We start from the raw sequence: 17,229 nt of genomic DNA on the forward strand, positions 1-17,229 counted from the left end.
CTTAGAAAAAGATATTAAGCTGCTTGTGCGCTTTCCATTTCTTTTCGTGAACACATTAGTAATGACAGCGCGCCGACTGCGGCAAACACCGCTGCAGTGACGAAAGTCTCGTAAGCGTTAGTGCCCTGCTGCCATTGCTGCCCCGCCATGTAATTACCCAATGCGCCACCCAGTCCAAAAGCTACACTAATGTACACTGCTTGCCCTCGGCTGTGATATGCCTTAGGTAAAAACTGGTGAATAAAGTGTACCGATACCGCATGGGTTAACCCAAAGCTTAACGCATGAATAAGCTGGCTTAATACGATCACCATAAAGCTGTCAGCAAATGCCGCCATCACATACCAACGTAGCCCTGTGAGCGCGATACTTACAAACAATAAATTCCACACGCCAAATTGACTAATAAGCCTACGGGCAACAAGAAATACCCCCACTTCAGCAAGTACCCCCAGCGCGATAAATATGCCGGTTTGTTGTCCGCTGTAATCAAGGTCTCGCATATAGAGGGCAAAAAAGCCGTAATACGCGCCGAAGCTAATTTGCAAGCACGCTGAAGCGAAGATAAAGATGGCGAAAGGTTTTTGTTTGGCGTATTTCCAAATACTGCCCGCCGTAGACGATTCAGGCGCAGCTTCTTTCGGCGCGCGTATAAACAAGGTACTTATAAATAAAAGCGCTAGTACACCAACACTGGCATGCACAGGGGTATCAGTAGAAAAAATATCTAGGGCCTTACCCACTCCTACCGTCAAGCAAATAAATCCAACACTTCCCCATAGCCTTATTTGTCCATAGGTAGCCTTGGTTTTCGCCACTGTGTTCATAGTGATGACTTCAAGCTGAGGCAATACCGCTGTCCAAAACATCATCATTAGGCCGAACGCCAGCGTAAGCCCCCAAAAACTGGTGAAGTAAAAAACAGAACTAAAAGTCAGCACCGTAAGAAAACAACCTAAACGCATGACGCCTATAGCGTTTCCCGTTTTATCAGCAACGCCTGCCCACAAGCCAGGGCCTAAAATACGCGCTAGAGTAATGACGGCAAAAAGCTCACCAATTTCGGCAGAAGAAAAGCCCCGCCCATCGAGAAAGATCCCCAAGTATGGAACAAGTACGCCAAGTTGCCCGAAGTAAAGCCAATAGGTAATAGCGAGGACAAAGAGCGCAGCTTTGCTACTTTTTGCGCCTAGATCAGCGCTTTTGGCGTGGTTTAGACCATTAGATGACAATTCACATCTCCATATGCAAAAACGCCACTAGCGCAAAACGGGTAGTGGCGAATAATAAAATTTATTGGCGCAGCATGTTTTTAGTGCTGCGCGTATTTGTAAACCGCGTGAATGTGGTGATTTTAAGATTGCGGTGTTTCGATTTATACCCTATGCCTGACCTGCAATCGGCTTAGTCGTCGACAGCACGCCCGTATTTTGCGCACGGTGACGCAGCAAGTGGTCCATCAATACCAGTGCCAGCATGGCTTCAGCAATGGGTACAGCACGAATACCTACGCACGGGTCGTGACGTCCTTTGGTTACTATATCAATCTCTTCATTGTCTTTATTGATAGTTTTACCCGATACCGAAATGCTCGAGGTCGGCTTAAGTGCCATGTGCACTTCTATATCCTGACCAGTAGAAATGCCGCCTAATACTCCACCTGCATGGTTTGAAGAGAAACCATCGGGCGTTAGCGTATCGCGATGTTCACTACCTTTTTGGTTTATAACATCAAAACCGTCGCCAATTTCAACGCCTTTCACCGCGTTGATGCCCATCATAGCGTGAGCAATTTCAGCATCTAGCCTGTCAAAGACAGGCTCGCCAAGGCCAACAGGCACGTTCTTCGCTACAACCGACACTTTCGCGCCAATGCTGTCTCCAGATTTTTTAAGGTCACGCATGTATTCGTCCAGTGCATCTAACTTAGACTCATCTGGGCAGAAAAACGGGTTGGTATTGGTGACGCTGTGATCCACCTTATCAACGCTAACAGGGCCAAGCTGAGACAAATAACCCAACACCTCAATACCGTGCACTTCTTTCAGGTACTTCTTGGCAATACCGCCAGCGGCTACGCGAATAGCTGTTTCGCGGGCTGATGAACGTCCACCACCGCGATAGTCACGGCTACCGTATTTTTGGTCATAGGTATAGTCAGCATGACCTGGGCGGAAGCGGTCTTTAATATTGCCGTAATCTTGGCTTCGCTGATCTTTATTTTTAATCAACAAACCAATGCTAGTGCCGGTGGTCTTGCCTTCAAATACGCCAGATAGAATTTGTACTTCGTCATCTTCTCTTCGCGCTGTGGTATAGCGCGAAGTGCCTGGTTTGCGTCTGTCTAAATCAACCTGGAGATCTTCTTCTGTGATCTCAAGCCCTGGAGGACAACCGTCTACTACACCGCCAATCGCAATGCCGTGGCTTTCACCAAATGTGGTTACAGTGAAAAGTTTTCCGAAGCTGTTACCTGACATAATTAACTATTAATCCTTACTGCTAAAATACTGTACTAGTGTGTCTTTCTTAACGGCGAAAATACCTGAACCGCCATTTTCAAACTCTAACCAAATGACTTCTAAGCCAGGAAACCTTTCGTTCATGTGCACTTCACTGTTACCTACTTCTACGAACAGCCAGCCGCCATCATTAAGGTAATTTGGCGCATCTTTAAGCATAATATCCACGAGGTCTAAGCCGTCGTCGCCTGCGGCGAGCGCAAGTTCAGGCTCGTGATGATACTCTTCAGGTAAGTCAGCCATGTCTTCCGCGTCAACATACGGCGGATTAGAAACGATCAGGTCGTATTTCTGCCCTTCTAGGCTAGAAAATAAATCTGACTGAATGGGGTAAACACGATGACTAAGACCATGTTCCTGAATATTGATGTCGGCCACCTCTAGTGCATCCGTACTAATATCAACGGCATCCACCTGGGCTTCAGGGTATGCATGAGCCAAAGCGATAGCAATACAGGCGCCGCCTGTGCACATGTCGAGAATAGTATTTGGCGTTGACTCAACAAAAGGGGTGAATTCGTTTTGAATAAGCTCGGCAAATGGCGAACGTGGAATAAGCACACGTTCATCCACGTAAAATGGCATATCGCAAAACCAGGCCTCGTTTGTAATATAAGGCAACGGCATGCGAGTTTGTACGCGCTTTAAAACGAGCTCGGCAATTTTTTCACGTTCACTTTTGGTCAAGCGTGAGCTAAGAATGTTCTCGCCAGCCTGCTCTAAGATAGGATGAGGTAAATGCAGTGCCTGCATAACGAGGCTAGTCGCTTCGTCCCACGCATTATCAGTACCATGACCAAAGTACAAAGCCGCATCGTTAAAACGGCTGGTTGCCCATCGTGTCATATCTAACAGGGTATGCAGATCTTCAATGGCTTCTTCAAGGTAAAACTTATCGGTCATGGCGTTTGGGTACATCAAAAATTTCAAAGCTGGTATCATACCCAAACTTCATACCGATTCACATAATTAACTACGTACGGAATCTTTCTATTCGTTATAATTTAGGCGTTTTGAATTATTGAACTTGTGTTTATTTAACAAAGCTATATTTGATGAAAACCTTTAAAAAAGAACTCAAAGCATTAAAAAAGCAACTGGCTGAACCAAAGCGCCATACAAACAAGGCGATAAAGGACGGTGCGCGTAATGGAAACACGTCTACGAATGCTGAGGAAGAAACCTTTTCATTTGCAGATGCAATGCAGGGAGTGACACCTTTATCACAAGATAAGGTAGAGCCTGATAAACAGGTTGAGTTATTTAAGAAGTCGCAGCAGGTAAAAGGTAAGCACCTAAAACACAGCAAACAACTGGCAGCTAGTTTTAATTTTTCTGACATGTATCAAGCGGCACTACCTCAAGAAGGTCCTATGCGCTTTTGCCAAGAAGGTGAGTCTACGCATATTTTGAAACAGTTACGTCGCGGCGACTACTCGCCCGAAATGACACTGGATTTGCATGGGTTAACCCGAGAAATGGCAAAAGCAGAGCTTGCGGCGCTAATTCACACGGCGAGAAAAGAACTGATTGATTGTGTTTGCGTGATGCATGGTTTCGGGCAGGGCGTATTAAAAGCTGCCCTACCCCATTACTTAGTTCAGCACCCACACGTACGCGCTTTCCATCAAGCCCCTCTCGAATACGGCGGGCAAGCTGCGTTATTAGTGCTTATAGAGATACCGCTTCAAAACAACAAGCGCTAATTCGTACCACTACGACCACACTTTGCAACTTATTTATCTTCATCTGCACTGTTATGCATAAATAGATAAGTGTAATACATCATCATCGCTACAATAATGCCTATACCTAATAGTGAGCCCCACACCACTGGGTCTTTCATCATAGTCCACATCATAATAAGTCTCCTCTTTAACTAAGTTCATAATAGAAGAGACTGGTGTTAGCGATTGTGATCTAGATCAATAGTGAAAATTAGCCTTTCGGCAACTTTTAGTATGCTTGATCTAGGTCAAATTCACCTTACTATTAGAACCGTCACGAACGCTCGAGTTCATTTGGTGTTATCGTGACCCAAATCGGTTAAAGATATTGAGCTCGTTTTCATTCCCTAGCATCAACTCAGCGGACCTACAAAGTGTTTCCATCGACTCACTCACTTTCATGTCAAAGTTAGAAGGCGTAGATTTTAAACTGTGTTGAAAAATCTTTGCGTTAGTGTGTGTCGCTAAAAGCAAAAAGCCAAGGCAACCGTAAGATTTTAAATAGGGTAATCGACTACAGAGTTGTTTTGCTGCTGTATGGGTGACAGTTAGACTTTTATCTGGAATAGAGAATATTACCCAATGTTCTCTCTTTCTTCCTTCTTTAACAATCGCCGCAAACCAATCGTCTACCGTTCTGTCGTCGTATACGCTGCTTGGGATATCAAATAGCACGTTATTAACGTTAAAAAAACGATATTGATGCTGACTTCCTACCATGGCTACCTCCTGTTATGCCTTTATAGAATTGATAGGAAGTGTTGTGATGCTTAGATCATTTAATGCAAAGGAAGTGATTGTAAAGATAGAAACCGAGAAAACGAATGAGTTCGCACTGTTCGTACTCTTTACCCTTTACCTTATAATGTTGTTGTTTTGATAAACGCCCTTCGTGCGCATGCCAGAAGTAATTTTCTCGCTCAACCACTCTGAGGCTTTAGGTGTTTCACTAAAAAACTGGAAAGGTATTGTGGATGCATCGTAAATTCTAGACCAAAACTTTTGCTGCAGTGCGAGTCCCTCTGGTTCATGAAGTACTACAGCGGTGGCAACAAGCCCTGAGTCCACAGCTTCCTCTACTATCAGTTGCGCATCTGCTGTACCTTCTAGGGGCGCAAGCGCCAAGCCGTAAATATTAACTAGGCTTGCCCAACGAGGAACATTAATCTTTCTTCTTTCTGCGCCCACCACACGTTGATATTTGCGGATAAACTCTAAATTGAAAGGGCCGTTGAGATCGATGGTTAGTATCCGTCTGTCCTCTACGAAGTGAGCCTTAACATCGCCGTGTGCGCTAAACTTTTCGTTGTCCATACATTGCTGTCGCTACTTTTTACCTAATGCAGTATTGCTAGTTGTGAGTAAAGTATAAAGCAGGATCTAAGATTGCGCCTGCAAACTAACCAAGAAAACGGCGTAATTTAAAGAAAGTAAAAATAACACCACAAAGTAATTGCAAATCATTATCATTTGCACTATCTTATAAATGCCTGTTCGACGTTGGGTAAAAAACGGTCTTGGCTTAGCGTCGCTGAGGGATAGACGCCCGTCTATCCCTCATTTTTTCATCTGCCACAATGAGTATTGCCGTGTTGTTTTCATTCACTACTTCTCGATACTCAGTCTCTTACTGACATAAAAAACGCGACTTAAAAGTCGCGTCTTAAATACTAAATAAATATTCGCTTCTAAAAGCTAGCTAAACAGCTTCATAAACCAACCTTTTTGAAGATCCTCTTCGCAGGTTTTCAGTTGTGTCGCGTAACGCAAAGAACGGGCTTTTACTTTTGACGCCACCTTCTTAAGCCAAGGTTTTCTGTCATAGCTTCTGCGCTTATAGCCGCCCCACCCTTCGTGATAGTTTAGGTATTGCGCGTAAGCATCCCATTTAGAAATACCGTTCACTTTTTGCGATTTATAGATGAACCACCCCATAAAGTCGATGGCATCTTCAAAATCATCCCTATCCGCACCACTATTATCAGTCTCGCGCATGTAGTCTGCCCACGTAGGCGTTTTAGCCTGTGAGTAACCATACGCCGAACTGACACGCCCCCAAGGAATAAGCCCGAAGAACACATAATCGCGAGGTGGTAGCGCATCGTGACGGAAAGAGCTTTCCTGGTACATCATGGCCATAGGCACATGGATGGGCACGCCCCACTTATCTCTGGCGTCAGCAGCTGCATCATACCAATCGTCCTTTTCGTAGAATATTTCGCACAAATTACTGATGTCTTTAGGAGGCGTAGTTGCGCACCCAGCGATAAACAGCGGAAAAAGAACGATGAGAGTTGATAAAAAAACAACCAGTTTTTTGAACTTTTGGTTCATAGCTTGTCTTAACTAATGTTCTAGTAAAATGTGTGTTTCCCTGGAACCTTTTAATGCCTGACCTATGTCAGGCATTTTTTTTTGCTGGGGCTTCAGCGAAATAATCACGTATGAATGTATCGAAGTCTTTCACGTCAGCCGCTTCTATTTCTTTTTGAGCAGCGAATGACACGTCAGCTTGGGCAGCAAATCCAGCAGCATCCGTATCCGTGTATTCAAAAGACTTCATCTCAGATTGATAAGCTTGTGCAAGTTCTAACCCTAGCACCCCATTGTCTTTGTCGTCTTCTAAAAGCATAGAAAGCAGTTTGCCTGACGGCGTTAACTCAGGGTCTTGTACTTTGGCAAACTCAGTTTTTACTGCTTCACCGTAGCGAGAAGTATCGTTAGCCATATCAAGTAATTCAGCGGCCTGTTCGAAAGACTCAAACAGCGAAGTACACCATTGAGGTAACGTGATATCCACACCACCATTTTGTAGCACTAGGTCTGGGTTTCTCCCTTCTAGTACTACTCGATTCATGTTTTCTTTCGCTTCGTTAAGTTGAGTTTCGTCGAGCTCAGCACTTGGCATTAGTAAACACGCAACTAAAAATACATCTAAGAAATCAAACTGGGTCTGTGAAATACCCACTGCGGAAAACGGATTAACGTCTAGCGCACGCACTTCAATGTAATTGATACCGCGGCGAACCAAGGCGTCTGTTGGCTTTTCCATTGATTTGGTAGGCTGCTTTGGTCGTATAGGCGAGTAGAGTTCATTTTCAATCTGAATGATATTGCGGCTAAGTTGCTGATAATTGCCTTCGTCCCCAGCCGCAAATTGGCTGAAGCGCGTAGACGGCGTATTCATAGCATCACGCAGTAGCTTGACGTAGTTATCTAACTGGTTGTAACAGATTTTAAGCGAAGACTGCTCTGCACTGGTATAGCCCAAATCACTCATTCGAAGACATGTGGCATGGGGCATGTACACCGTACCTTTGCCCACTTTCTCAAACGGCAAAGCATGCTTTTTACCTTTTAGGAACGAACCACAAAGTGCTGGAGACGCGCCGTAGAGATAAGGAATGAGCCAGCATAGACGGCGATAGTTGCGAATTAACCCAAAATAATCTGCTGAAACCTGGTCTTGCGAATGCTCTTTACCGTTCAATTCAGCCCATAGTTTCCAAAAGCTATCTGGTAGAGAAAAGTTAAAATGAACGCCTGCGATAGCCTGCATCATACTGCCGTAACGATTTTTAAGGCCAATACGGTACACCCGTTTCATTTTTCCTACATTTGACTCACCAAAGTAAGCAATGGGAATATCGGCTTCATCTTCGATAAAACACGGCATGCTTAGCGGCCATATTTGCTCGTCGCCGATATTATCGATAACGAATTTATGAATATCTTTTAACTGAGTAATGGTTTTGGCAGCGCTATTCTCAGGCGGCGTAATAAACTCAAGCAGCGACTCAGAAAAGTCTGTAGTTATTGAATCGTGAGTCAGCGCTGAACCCAATGTTTTAGGATGAGGCGTTTGTGCCAACGTACCATTTGGGTTTATGCGAAGGGCTTCACGCTCTACTCCGCGCTTAATGTCTTTTAGCGCAGCTAAGAACTCGGGTGACTTAAGCGCAGCAATACGCGCTTCAAAACGGGATGAGTCTACAGTCAAAATGGTGGTCCGTTATGTCAATATTGCCCCCTGTTATGGGGGGCAATAGTGTAAATTCAACAAAAATCAATCTATCAGTTTAACGTTTCTCGGGTGTTACTCTCTACTGATAACTCGATAATTGGCATCGATAGCGCGTTTAACTGAGGCAAAATTTTAGCTTTATCACCTACTACAATAATTTGCATCTTATCGAGATTCAAATATTGCTTCGCTAACGCATCCATCGTTTCCTTATCAATATTGTTGATAATAGTAAGCTGCTCTTCACGATAGCCTTTCTCCAAATCGTAACTAAGCAGCTGTCTTAGAAAGCGTGCTTTGCTAGCAGGCGTTTCAAATTCTAACGCATCACTTAGCGTAAAGGCATTGCGCATAAAGGCTATTTCTTCTTCATTCACTCCCTTGGTGCGGTAGCGATTAATCTCTTTAAGAATTTCAGAAATGCCTTCACCTGTATTGGCCGCGGTTAAGTCGGTACTTGCTTCAAACCAACCAAGTGTTTTACCACCCACAAAGCCGCTGTTTGCTCCGTAGGTGAAACCTTTATCTTCTCGCAAGTTAAGATTTATACGGCTATTAAATGCCCCACCTAACGGAAAGTTCATAAGGCGGGACTTAAAGTGATCGCCTGTTGCATCAAAAGGTAGGCTTCGATCAACTAGATATACCACTGACTGTACCGCTTCTGGGCTGTCTACCAGGAATATCTGATTTTCTTCATATTTAGGGAAGTCACTGTAATCAGCGAACTCATAGGTTTTACCTTGCCACTTACCGATGAAATCTAAAGTATTTACCATAGCCTCTTTCGGTAAGTTACCGACAACAACAATACTCGCTTTATCAGGTGAGTAATAATTGGTATAAAACGCTTTAACGTCTTCTAACGTGATGTTTTGTACTGATTCTAATGTACCTTCGTCAGGCAGGCTTACGCGATTCTCTTCTCCAAACAAGATGAGATCTCGTGCACGACGCGCCAGGCTTGAAGGCGTTTTGGCTTGCTGCTGTAACCCCTGCACAACACGCTCTTTCATGCGGTTGAAGTCTTCTTGCGTAAACGCGGGGTTGAACAACTTTTCTTTTAACAGTGCTAAGGTTTCATCTAAATGCTTAGTTAATGTTGATACATAGACTTGCGAGTACCTACCAGCAGTGCTGAATCGGATAGCACTTCCCAGCTTTGCAAGCTCATTAGCCAATTCTTCGTTACTGTAATTTTTTGTAGTTTCGTTCATAAGTAAAGCCGTCAGGTAAGCCGTTCCCGCTTTACCTTCAGGGTCTAGCAACATGCCACCATCCATGCCTAGGGTTAACGTTACCGTTGGTGTTTCAGTACTGGTAACGCCAAGCATTTCTATACCGTTAGCTAGTTCAGCTTCCCAATAATCAGGGACTTCTACAACTGGTGCCTCGCCAGCCTTTGGCATTTCGCTTCTATCGAAACTTGATGCTGCGCTGGTAAAGGCTTCCTCATTTGTAACCTCTGCGGTTTCTATCTCAATATTTCTTACCGGGCGCTCAAAGTTCTGCTCGGCTGCAGCAAGTTGCACCTGCCCTTTTGGCACTACACTTAGCACTACGCTGTTGGCATCTTTAATATACTTGTTATAAACGCGCATGATGTCTTCAGCCGTTACCGCGTTATAGCGCTCAATATCTTCAGCTATTAAATCGGGCGTTTGATAAAAAGTTTCGTTAGCAGCAAAGGCTGACACTTTGCCAGACACACTTTGTAAGCCAAACACCGTACGCGCTTCAATTTTACCTTTTGTTCGCGCCAAATCATCGGTGGTGACACCTCTTGTTTCAAACTCTTTAAGTGTTTCATTCAGCACATTTTGAAGTGTTGAGAGTGAGGTGATTTTTGCAGGATTAGCCAAGGCAAGTAGCTGAAATTCACAGGCGAGTTCACGGCAAGGGTGAGACACCACGGCCTGCACTGCCATACCCTCTTTTACTAAGTTTTTATAAAACAATGACGTTTTACCACCACCTAAAATATCGGCTAAAACATCTAGCGGCGCTTCATCTTCATGACGACCGTATACCGTGGGGTAGGTTATTTGAAGAAGCGGAAGATGGACTTTATCTTCTAACGTTACATAACGGGTTTCGTTTAATGTCACCGGCTGCGGCTCAGGCTCTTCTACTGCGGGGCCCGCTGGTATTTCGCCGAAGTATTTCTTCACCCAAGCTTTAGTTTTAGCTACATCGATATCGCCCCCAATGGTTAGCACAGCATTGTTAGGGCCATACCAGCGCTTAAAGAAGGCTTTCAGGTCGTTTACGTCCACCCGATCTAAGTCTTCTACATAACCAATGGTCATCCACGAATACGGGTGGCCTTCAGGGTATAGCGCTTCGCCATTAAGCTCAAAACGCAACCCGTAAGGCTGATTGTCTACCCGTTGTGCGCGTTCATTTTTAACCGTTTCTCTTTGATTTTCAAACTTGGTTTGGTCTACGGCTTCTAGCAAGTAGCCCATTCTGTCAGACTCAAGCCATAACACTTTTTCTAACTGGTTTGCCGGCACAGTTTCGAAGTAGTTAGTGCGATCGGTATTTGTCGTGCCGTTTAAATTGCCACCAGATTCTGTAATAACTTTAAAATGCTGCTCATCAGCAACGTGTTTTGATCCTTGAAACATCATGTGTTCGAAAAAATGGGCAAAGCCGGATTTACCAATTTCTTCTCGTGCCGAACCGACGTGATAGGTAACATCGACGTGAACCAGCGGATCAGAATGGTCTTCGTGAAGGATGACGGTCAACCCGTTACTAAGCGTATATTTCTCATGAGGAATAGACACGCTATTTGATGTGATTACGGCGGTATCTGAATTACTATTCGCCTGTTCTTCCTGCACGTGCTGACACGCTGATACTGCAATGACGCCTATGGCCATAAAGAGGGTACGAAGGGTCAGTTTTCCTGACATGATGATTCCTTTTCAATTACTACATGTTTTCACTCGCCTTCACTCTAGCTACACTTTGACGTAACCACTTAACTTTACGGTCAAGAATGAAGTTGCGATTTCAAAAGTGCGAGCGAATTTTCGAAGACTACCAGACTTTTTAACGCTTTACTTGCTTCGACTTTGCTATGATTGTATTAATTTGTGTATTTCTGAAATACACTTACACTTCATAGTCTTTAGTAATAAAGGCTTTAGCCAGTTGAATTCGTTAAGTGGTACGAATGAACTGACAAATGGTTTGCGTTCGGACTAGAAATTGTCCGGAAAGAAGTTGCGAAATAAAAGGATAGATGTATGGATCAGTCAACAACAGTACTTGATATAGACTTCGGAATGTCACAGTTAAGTGGTAACAAAAAACTGTTGTTCACCCTACTAGGTAAGTTCACGGACGAATACCGTTCTCTTGATGCTGACTTACAAGCGCATATAGCAAAGGGTGACTTCACTGAGGCTTATTCACTTGTTCATACCCTTAAGGGAGTGACAGGAAATCTTGGTATGTTTGCGCTTCACAACGCAAGCAAGCCGGTTGAAGCCAGCTTTCGAAATGACAGACAAGTAGCTGATGAATACCCAGCGTTTGTCGCTGTGCTAAATGAGACTATTACCACGGTAGATGCGCTCATCAAAGAGCCAGAAGTTACCGCTTCTGCCCCTGCAAACGGCGCTGCCGCTGAGCAAGCTCGAAAGCAATTATTGGCCGCACTTAAAGCCAGTGAGTTTATTGCACAGGATAAACTAGACGAATGGCTAGACGCCCTTGCCTTACCGCAAGAAAAACGCACGGCTATTATCGATGCGGTTGACGAGCTAGATTATGAAGAAGCTATCGAAGAGTTAGAAAATAGCTAGTGCTGCACATCCCTATCCTCTTTGAAAACGCTGAGCTTATTGTCGTTAATAAGCCTGTTGACGTTGCCATGCATGACGCTGGCGTAGAACAAGAAACGACTGAAGGTATTAAAGCAGTAAAGGTAGACGGCATTGTTACTGTTTTAAAAAAGCAGCTCGCCGTTAAAGAATTGCACCTTTGCCATCGTCTAGATACAGGCACCTCAGGTTGTTTGTGTCTGGCCAAAAATGCCACAGTGGCGGCAGAAATCGGCGAACTTTTTTCATCAAGACGGGTGAGCAAATTCTACTTAGCCTTGAGCGATAACAAACCTAAAAAGAAACAGGGCACGATAATCGGCGATATGAAAAATCGTCGCGGCGGCCAGCGCATTTTACTTAAAACTCAGGAAAGCCCAGCGATAACTCAGTTTTTCAGTAGCGCTGCTAAACCCGGCATTCGTGGTTTCGTTGTTAAACCTCATTCAGGGAAAACCCATCAAATTCGAGTCGCGCTCAAAAGCGTTGGAGCCCCTATTTTAGGTGATGCACTTTACGGCGGCGCGGCATCAGATAGGCTCTACCTTCATGCTTGGCACTTGCGCCTTCCTTTATCCAAAGGTGAATTAGCGGTAAGCGCACCTTTTGATACAGGCGAAGTAATTAACCAAGAAGACGTGCAAGCTTGGATCAAGGAACTTAATGTGCCTGAGACTTATCCATGGCCTTCAATACCAGCGCGCTTTTTGTCTGCATCTGTAGAAGAGCGTCGTTGAGTTAAGCCAGTTCCGCATAAGTAAAACCGTAACCTAATACAACATTTGATAAATATTAATGGGAAAACTACATATAGTCGGTAGCGGTGCCATAGGAAGCCTAATTGCTGCGAGCGCCCAGAAAAATGGCGTGCCGTATGACTGCTACCCCAGAGACATGAAAACCATGCCCTCTTGCGTATACTGGCAAAACGGCCAAACCACTGCGCTAAAACCTGCGAAGCCTTCACCTATCGTGTTACCTAAAAGTGATGTGCTGATATTCCCCTTAAAAGTATATCAACTTAAAGCAGGCCTATTGCAATGGCTTCCCTATCTCACACAACAGCCTACCGTTGTGCTGCTTCACAACGGTATGGGCGGGCTTGAGGTCGCAGGAGATTTACTAGGCGGCGATTATCCGTTGCTTCTTGCTACAACCAGTCATGGCGCATTAAAAGTAAGCGCGTCGAGCGGCGATTTTCATGTTAAGTATACTGGCGTTGGCGCAACGCAAATTGGAGCGCCTAATGTAGATAAGCCATCACCTCAAACATTGGCCGCCCTCTCACAAATAGCGCCACAGCTAGCCAGCGCAATTGCGACGTTAGATAACATACTTCCGCCGGTGCAATACCAAAGTAATATTTTAAAAGCATTGTGGACGAAGCTTTCCGTTAATGCCGTGATTAACCCACTAACGGCGCTTCACAATATCCAAAATAAGCACATTGCTAAGCCTGAATTTGAACAAAGCCGTATTTCAATTTGCAATGAGTTTACTCAGGTAGCGGATGCTTACGGGCTAGATTTTGATGCACTGTCAGTTCATGAAAATGTGCTGTCTGTAGCCAAGGCGACCGGAGAAAACTACTCAAGCATGCATCAGGATGTGGCCCACGGTAGACAAACAGAAATAGACGCCATCAACGGTTACATTGTAGATATGGCAACAAAAAAGGGTATTCCCGTTCCCGAGAATACCCTTTTAGTAGAGCGTGTTAAGGCGCTGAAGCTTTAACAGCGCCGAGCACCTAAATCACGCAATTTAAGGATTAAGATTATTCTTGTTCACCCGCATCTTGCGCGTCTTTTGGCGCCTGAGGCTTCATGTGTGGGAACAAGATAACATCTTTAATTGTTGAGCTATCAGTAAATAGCATAGCTAGACGGTCAATCCCGATGCCTTCACCCGCCGTTGGCGGCAAACCATATTCAAGCGCACGAATGTAATCGTCGTCAAAGTGCATAGCTTCATCATCGCCAGCATCTTTTTCTTCAACTTGCTTCGCAAAGCGTTCTGCCTGATCTTCTGGGTCGTTCAACTCGCTGAAGCCGTTTGCCAACTCACGTCCACCTACGAAGAACTCGAAGCGGTCGGTAATGAATGGGTTATTGTCATTACGGCGCGCAAGCGGTGATACTTCCCACGGATATTCTGTAATAAACGTAGGCTGCTCAAGCTTTTCTTCAGCGGTTGCTTCGAAGATTTCACAAAGATACTTACCTGCACCCCAAATACCGTCAACTTCAGGCTCTTTGATGTGAAGCTGTTTCGCCATCGCTTTAAGCGCATCAAGGTTAGCTTCTGGGTCGCGGATAGCTTCCTCGTTAGCTTCTGGCCAATACTTAAGAATAGCCTCGCCCATACTTAAGCGGTCAAACGGCTTACCAAAATCGTATTCAACTTCAGACGTTACGTTACCTTCAGCGTCTTTGGTTGTGTTTTTGATAATGCTTGTTCCAAGAATATCTTCTGCCAATGTGCGCAGCATATCTTCTGTAAGGTTCATCAGGTCGTTATAGTCTGCATACGCTTGGTAGAACTCAAGCATAGTGAACTCTGGGTTGTGACGGGTTGATAAGCCTTCGTTACGGAAGTTACGGTTAATTTCGAACACACGCTCAAAACCACCAACCACCAGGCGCTTAAGGTAAAGCTCTGGTGCAATACGCAGGTACATATCGATATCTAACGCATTGTGGTGAGTTACAAACGGCTTCGCAGTCGCGCCACCAGGAATAACCTGAAGCATTGGCGTTTCTACTTCAAGGTAGTCACGTTCGGTAAGATAATTGCGAATACCGTTTACGATCTTGCTACGGATCATGAAGGTTTTGCGCGTTTGTTCACTTGTGATCAAATCAACGTAGCGCTGGCGATATTTCGTTTCTTGGTCGCTCAAACCGTGGAATTTTTCTGGCAATGGACGAAGTGCTTTGGTTAGCAACTCGTATTGCTCCATGTTCACGTAAAGGTCGCCTTTACCTGACTTGTGCAAGTCGCCCGCTACACCAATAATGTCACCAATATCCAGTGCACCGTATTTTGCTTTAAGGGCTTTTTGTGTGTCTTTATCAGCGTAAGCTTGAATACGGCCTGTCATATCTTGAAGCAGCATGAAAGGACCACGCTTTGCCATGATACGGCCAGCAATGCTCACTTTATTACCCTGCTCTTGTAGCGTTTCTTTGTCGAATTCACCGAACTTAGCTTGAAGCTCATCCGCATAGTTTTCGCGACGGAAGCTGTTTGGGAAACCGTTTGCACGGCACTGCTCGCGAATAGCGCTTAGCTTAGCACGGCGCTCTGCAATCAATTTGTTATCGTCTGTTTGTTGGTCAGTCATAACCTTTCACTTCGTTGTTCGGTTTACAGCCCAGATTTCAGGCTGGCTTCAATAAATTTGTCCAAGTCGCCATCTAGCACGGCTTGAGTGTTACGTGTTTCCACGCCAGTGCGCAAGTCTTTAATGCGAGAGTCGTCCAAAACGTAAGAGCGTATTTGACTACCCCAGCCGATATCAGACTTGCTGTCTTCCATCGCTTGTTTTTCAGCGTTTTGTTTTTGCAGTTCAAACTCGTAAAGTTTGGCTTTTAACTGCTTCATCGCCTGATCTTTGTTTTTGTGCTGCGAGCGGTCATTTTGACACTGCACCACAATACCCGTTGGTTCGTGAGTAATACGTACCGCAGAGTCCGTTCTGTTTACGTGCTGACCACCCGCGCCCGATGCGCGATAGGTGTCTACACGTAAATCAGACGGGTTAATTTCAATATCGATGTCGTCATCAATTTCAGGATATACAAACGCAGATGAAAACGACGTATGACGGCGGTTGCCCGAGTCAAACGGCGATTTACGTACTAAGCGGTGCACGCCTGTTTCTGTGCGCAGCCAGCCAAACGCATATTCGCCCTGAACGCGCAGCGTAGCGCTTTTAATGCCCGCGACTTCGCCTTCCGACACTTCAATAAGTTCAGTTTTAAAACCATGCGCTTCGCCCCAACGCAAATACATGCGCAGCAGCATGTTGGCCCAATCTTGCGCTTCTGTACCACCAGAGCCCGACTGAATATCAATATAGCAGTCGTTTTCATCATTAGGACCAGAAAACATGCGACGAAACTCAAGCACTTCTAGCTGCTCAATTAAGCCCTCAAGTTCACTTTGGGCCTCAACGAAGGTATCTTCATCTTCAGCTTCAACGGCCAATTCAACGAGACCTTCAACGTCTTCAGTTCCCTGATCGAGCTTGTGGATCGTCTCTACGATTTGCTCCAGGGCCACTTTTTCTTTGCCAAGGGCCTGCGCTCTGTCTGGCTCGTTCCAAACATCAGGACTTTCTAACTCTCGGCTAACTTCTTCTAAACGCTCTGACTTTGCATCAAAGTCAAAGATACCCCCTAAGCGCTTCAGTGCGCTCGCGGATATCTTTTATCGCATTCATAACGGGGTTTATTTCAAACATAGTCCGCTTATTTCGTTAAAAATTTAAGACCGCGGATAGTACCGAATTTGAAGGAATTTTGATAGGGGTTGGCGCAAATATTGCGAAGCTCAATTTGCTTGGCACAACGTGTGCTTTTCAACCATTAAAGACGAAATAAACATTTTTGCAGTTCAACTGCTTACCCCAAGCATTGGTTATGGTGTCAAAGGCCATAAGAATAAACTTATACAAGGTTGCATACGTGCGGTTTTAATAATCACTGCACTGTTCTAAAGCAATCACGCTTTCCATAAGTGTGCATTAGGGCACTGTAGAAGCCTTGTAAACGTCAAATGGAAAAACTAAAGGGAAAAGTATGTCATTTAATAATTTGTCTTATGCTGTTATCGGTGTATTGCTGGGCTTGCTAGTACTCGCATTGGGACAACTATTTGACTGTCAAAATCTAGCCGGCGCAACCATGGCCCTACAATGCCCCGACGGAGCCCCCATTTCAAAACTATGGCTTGCAACCTCAATGCTTATTGCGGGAAGTGGTATCGGTGCTTGGCTATATAGAAACCGTCACTTCTAAGCGCGCTTAGAAACGCCTTAAACATTTATATTTTACCGCAAATCATATCAGTAATAATCATAACGCAATAAAGAGGCCGTGCCCCTTTATTGCTCA

General features: G+C 44.8%; 16 protein-coding genes. 5 read left to right on the plus strand and 11 right to left on the minus strand.

Annotation, left to right across the window (positions count from 1 at the left end; translation table 11 throughout):
* Nucleotides 1-14: 14 nt before the first annotated feature.
* The 3 genes from ACYX4N_RS15570 to prmB all read right to left on the minus strand — a co-directional run bounded on the left by ACYX4N_RS15570 (nt 15) and on the right by prmB (nt 3,425).
* The gene (locus ACYX4N_RS15570) at nt 15-1,232 is read right to left on the minus strand and encodes an MFS transporter (RefSeq protein ID WP_476054654.1); all 1,218 of its coding nucleotides are present in this window, start codon (nt 1,230-1,232) and stop codon (nt 15-17) included.
* A gap of 150 nt (nt 1,233-1,382) precedes the next feature.
* Nucleotides 1,383-2,480 carry a chorismate synthase gene (gene aroC, locus ACYX4N_RS15575; RefSeq protein WP_476054655.1) on the minus strand — a complete coding sequence of 366 codons (1,098 nt, stop codon included), beginning with the start codon at nt 2,478-2,480 and terminating at the stop codon, nt 1,383-1,385.
* Between the two features lie 9 nt (nt 2,481-2,489).
* Nucleotides 2,490-3,425 (minus strand): 50S ribosomal protein L3 N(5)-glutamine methyltransferase, encoded by a 936-nt coding sequence (prmB, locus tag ACYX4N_RS15580; RefSeq protein ID WP_476056460.1) that lies wholly within the window; start codon nt 3,423-3,425, stop codon nt 2,490-2,492.
* Between the two features lie 152 nt (nt 3,426-3,577).
* Between prmB and smrB the strand changes: the two genes are divergently transcribed.
* Nucleotides 3,578-4,228: an endonuclease SmrB gene (gene smrB / locus ACYX4N_RS15585; protein ID WP_476054656.1), complete on the plus strand. Its 651-nt coding sequence runs from the start codon at nt 3,578-3,580 to the stop codon at nt 4,226-4,228.
* Between the two features lie 29 nt (nt 4,229-4,257).
* Here smrB and ACYX4N_RS15590 read toward each other — a convergent pair whose 3' ends face one another.
* From ACYX4N_RS15590 to ACYX4N_RS15615, 6 genes are all read right to left on the minus strand, one after another.
* Nucleotides 4,258-4,383 (minus strand): hypothetical protein, encoded by a 126-nt coding sequence (locus tag ACYX4N_RS15590; protein WP_259462646.1) that lies wholly within the window; start codon nt 4,381-4,383, stop codon nt 4,258-4,260.
* A 166-nt stretch (nt 4,384-4,549) separates the two neighbouring features.
* Nucleotides 4,550-4,969, minus strand: coding sequence for a hypothetical protein (locus tag ACYX4N_RS15595; protein ID WP_476054657.1), 420 nt, complete (start codon nt 4,967-4,969; stop codon nt 4,550-4,552).
* Nucleotides 4,970-5,104: 135 nt separating this feature from the next.
* Entirely contained in the window at nt 5,105-5,563 is a 459-nt protein-coding gene (locus tag ACYX4N_RS15600) for a hypothetical protein (RefSeq protein ID WP_476054658.1), read from the minus strand.
* A 381-nt stretch (nt 5,564-5,944) separates the two neighbouring features.
* Nucleotides 5,945-6,583 carry a transglycosylase SLT domain-containing protein gene (locus tag ACYX4N_RS15605; protein ID WP_269916053.1) on the minus strand — a complete coding sequence of 213 codons (639 nt, stop codon included), beginning with the start codon at nt 6,581-6,583 and terminating at the stop codon, nt 5,945-5,947.
* A 67-nt stretch (nt 6,584-6,650) separates the two neighbouring features.
* Entirely contained in the window at nt 6,651-8,249 is a 1,599-nt protein-coding gene (gene gshA, locus ACYX4N_RS15610) for a glutamate--cysteine ligase (protein ID WP_476054659.1), read from the minus strand.
* Nucleotides 8,250-8,323: 74 nt separating this feature from the next.
* Complete coding sequence (locus ACYX4N_RS15615) at nt 8,324-11,194, minus strand: M16 family metallopeptidase (protein WP_476054660.1); 2,871 nt, start codon at nt 11,192-11,194, stop codon at nt 8,324-8,326.
* A gap of 336 nt (nt 11,195-11,530) precedes the next feature.
* Here ACYX4N_RS15615 and ACYX4N_RS15620 point away from each other — a divergent pair, with 336 nt between their 5' ends.
* Genes ACYX4N_RS15620 through ACYX4N_RS15630 form a run of 3 tightly spaced genes read left to right on the plus strand, consistent with a single transcriptional unit; the run spans nt 11,531 to nt 13,846 of the window.
* The gene (locus ACYX4N_RS15620) at nt 11,531-12,091 is read left to right on the plus strand and encodes an Hpt domain-containing protein (RefSeq protein ID WP_474808031.1); all 561 of its coding nucleotides are present in this window, start codon (nt 11,531-11,533) and stop codon (nt 12,089-12,091) included.
* On the plus strand, nt 12,091-12,846 hold the full coding sequence (locus ACYX4N_RS15625) for a pseudouridine synthase (RefSeq protein ID WP_476054661.1): 756 nt from the start codon (nt 12,091-12,093) through the stop codon (nt 12,844-12,846). Before ACYX4N_RS15620 ends, ACYX4N_RS15625 begins: the two co-directional genes overlap by 1 nt.
* Nucleotides 12,847-12,904: 58 nt before the next feature.
* The gene (locus ACYX4N_RS15630) at nt 12,905-13,846 is read left to right on the plus strand and encodes a ketopantoate reductase family protein (RefSeq protein WP_476054662.1); all 942 of its coding nucleotides are present in this window, start codon (nt 12,905-12,907) and stop codon (nt 13,844-13,846) included.
* A 40-nt stretch (nt 13,847-13,886) separates the two neighbouring features.
* On the opposite strand, the gene lysS is transcribed toward ACYX4N_RS15630, so the two are convergent.
* Both lysS and prfB read right to left on the minus strand, forming a co-directional pair.
* Nucleotides 13,887-15,455, minus strand: coding sequence for a lysine--tRNA ligase (gene lysS / locus ACYX4N_RS15635; protein ID WP_474808037.1), 1,569 nt, complete (start codon nt 15,453-15,455; stop codon nt 13,887-13,889).
* Between the two features lie 23 nt (nt 15,456-15,478).
* Nucleotides 15,479-16,577 (minus strand): peptide chain release factor 2 gene (gene prfB, locus ACYX4N_RS15640; RefSeq protein ID WP_476054663.1). Its coding sequence is split into 2 segments (ribosomal slippage): nt 15,479-16,501 and nt 16,503-16,577, totalling 1,098 coding nucleotides; the frame shifts between segments, so codons are not numbered across the junction.
* Nucleotides 16,578-16,914: 337 nt separating this feature from the next.
* Between prfB and ACYX4N_RS15645 the strand changes: the two genes are divergently transcribed.
* Complete coding sequence (locus ACYX4N_RS15645) at nt 16,915-17,133, plus strand: hypothetical protein (RefSeq protein ID WP_110287736.1); 219 nt, start codon at nt 16,915-16,917, stop codon at nt 17,131-17,133.
* Nucleotides 17,134-17,229: the final 96 nt, after the last annotated feature.

This window comes from Alteromonas sp. ABH4_452 (genome assembly GCF_056311825.1).

Coding starts and splice junctions, on each gene's coding strand:
- aroC (WP_476054655.1), bottom strand. CDS start 2,480: ATGTCAGGTAACAGCTTCGGAAAACTTTTCACTGTAACCACATTTGGT.
- prmB (WP_476056460.1), bottom strand. CDS start 3,425: ATGACCGATAAGTTTTACCTTGAAGAAGCCATTGAAGATCTGCATACC.
- smrB (WP_476054656.1), top strand. CDS start 3,578: ATGAAAACCTTTAAAAAAGAACTCAAAGCATTAAAAAAGCAACTGGCT.
- ACYX4N_RS15590 (WP_259462646.1), bottom strand. CDS start 4,383: ATGATGTGGACTATGATGAAAGACCCAGTGGTGTGGGGCTCACTATTA.
- ACYX4N_RS15595 (WP_476054657.1), bottom strand. CDS start 4,969: ATGGTAGGAAGTCAGCATCAATATCGTTTTTTTAACGTTAATAACGTG.
- ACYX4N_RS15600 (WP_476054658.1), bottom strand. CDS start 5,563: ATGGACAACGAAAAGTTTAGCGCACACGGCGATGTTAAGGCTCACTTC.
- ACYX4N_RS15605 (WP_269916053.1), bottom strand. CDS start 6,583: ATGAACCAAAAGTTCAAAAAACTGGTTGTTTTTTTATCAACTCTCATC.
- ACYX4N_RS15615 (WP_476054660.1), bottom strand. CDS start 11,194: ATGTCAGGAAAACTGACCCTTCGTACCCTCTTTATGGCCATAGGCGTC.
- ACYX4N_RS15620 (WP_474808031.1), top strand. CDS start 11,531: ATGGATCAGTCAACAACAGTACTTGATATAGACTTCGGAATGTCACAG.
- ACYX4N_RS15630 (WP_476054662.1), top strand. CDS start 12,905: ATGGGAAAACTACATATAGTCGGTAGCGGTGCCATAGGAAGCCTAATT.
- lysS (WP_474808037.1), bottom strand. CDS start 15,455: ATGACTGACCAACAAACAGACGATAACAAATTGATTGCAGAGCGCCGT.
- ACYX4N_RS15645 (WP_110287736.1), top strand. CDS start 16,915: ATGTCATTTAATAATTTGTCTTATGCTGTTATCGGTGTATTGCTGGGC.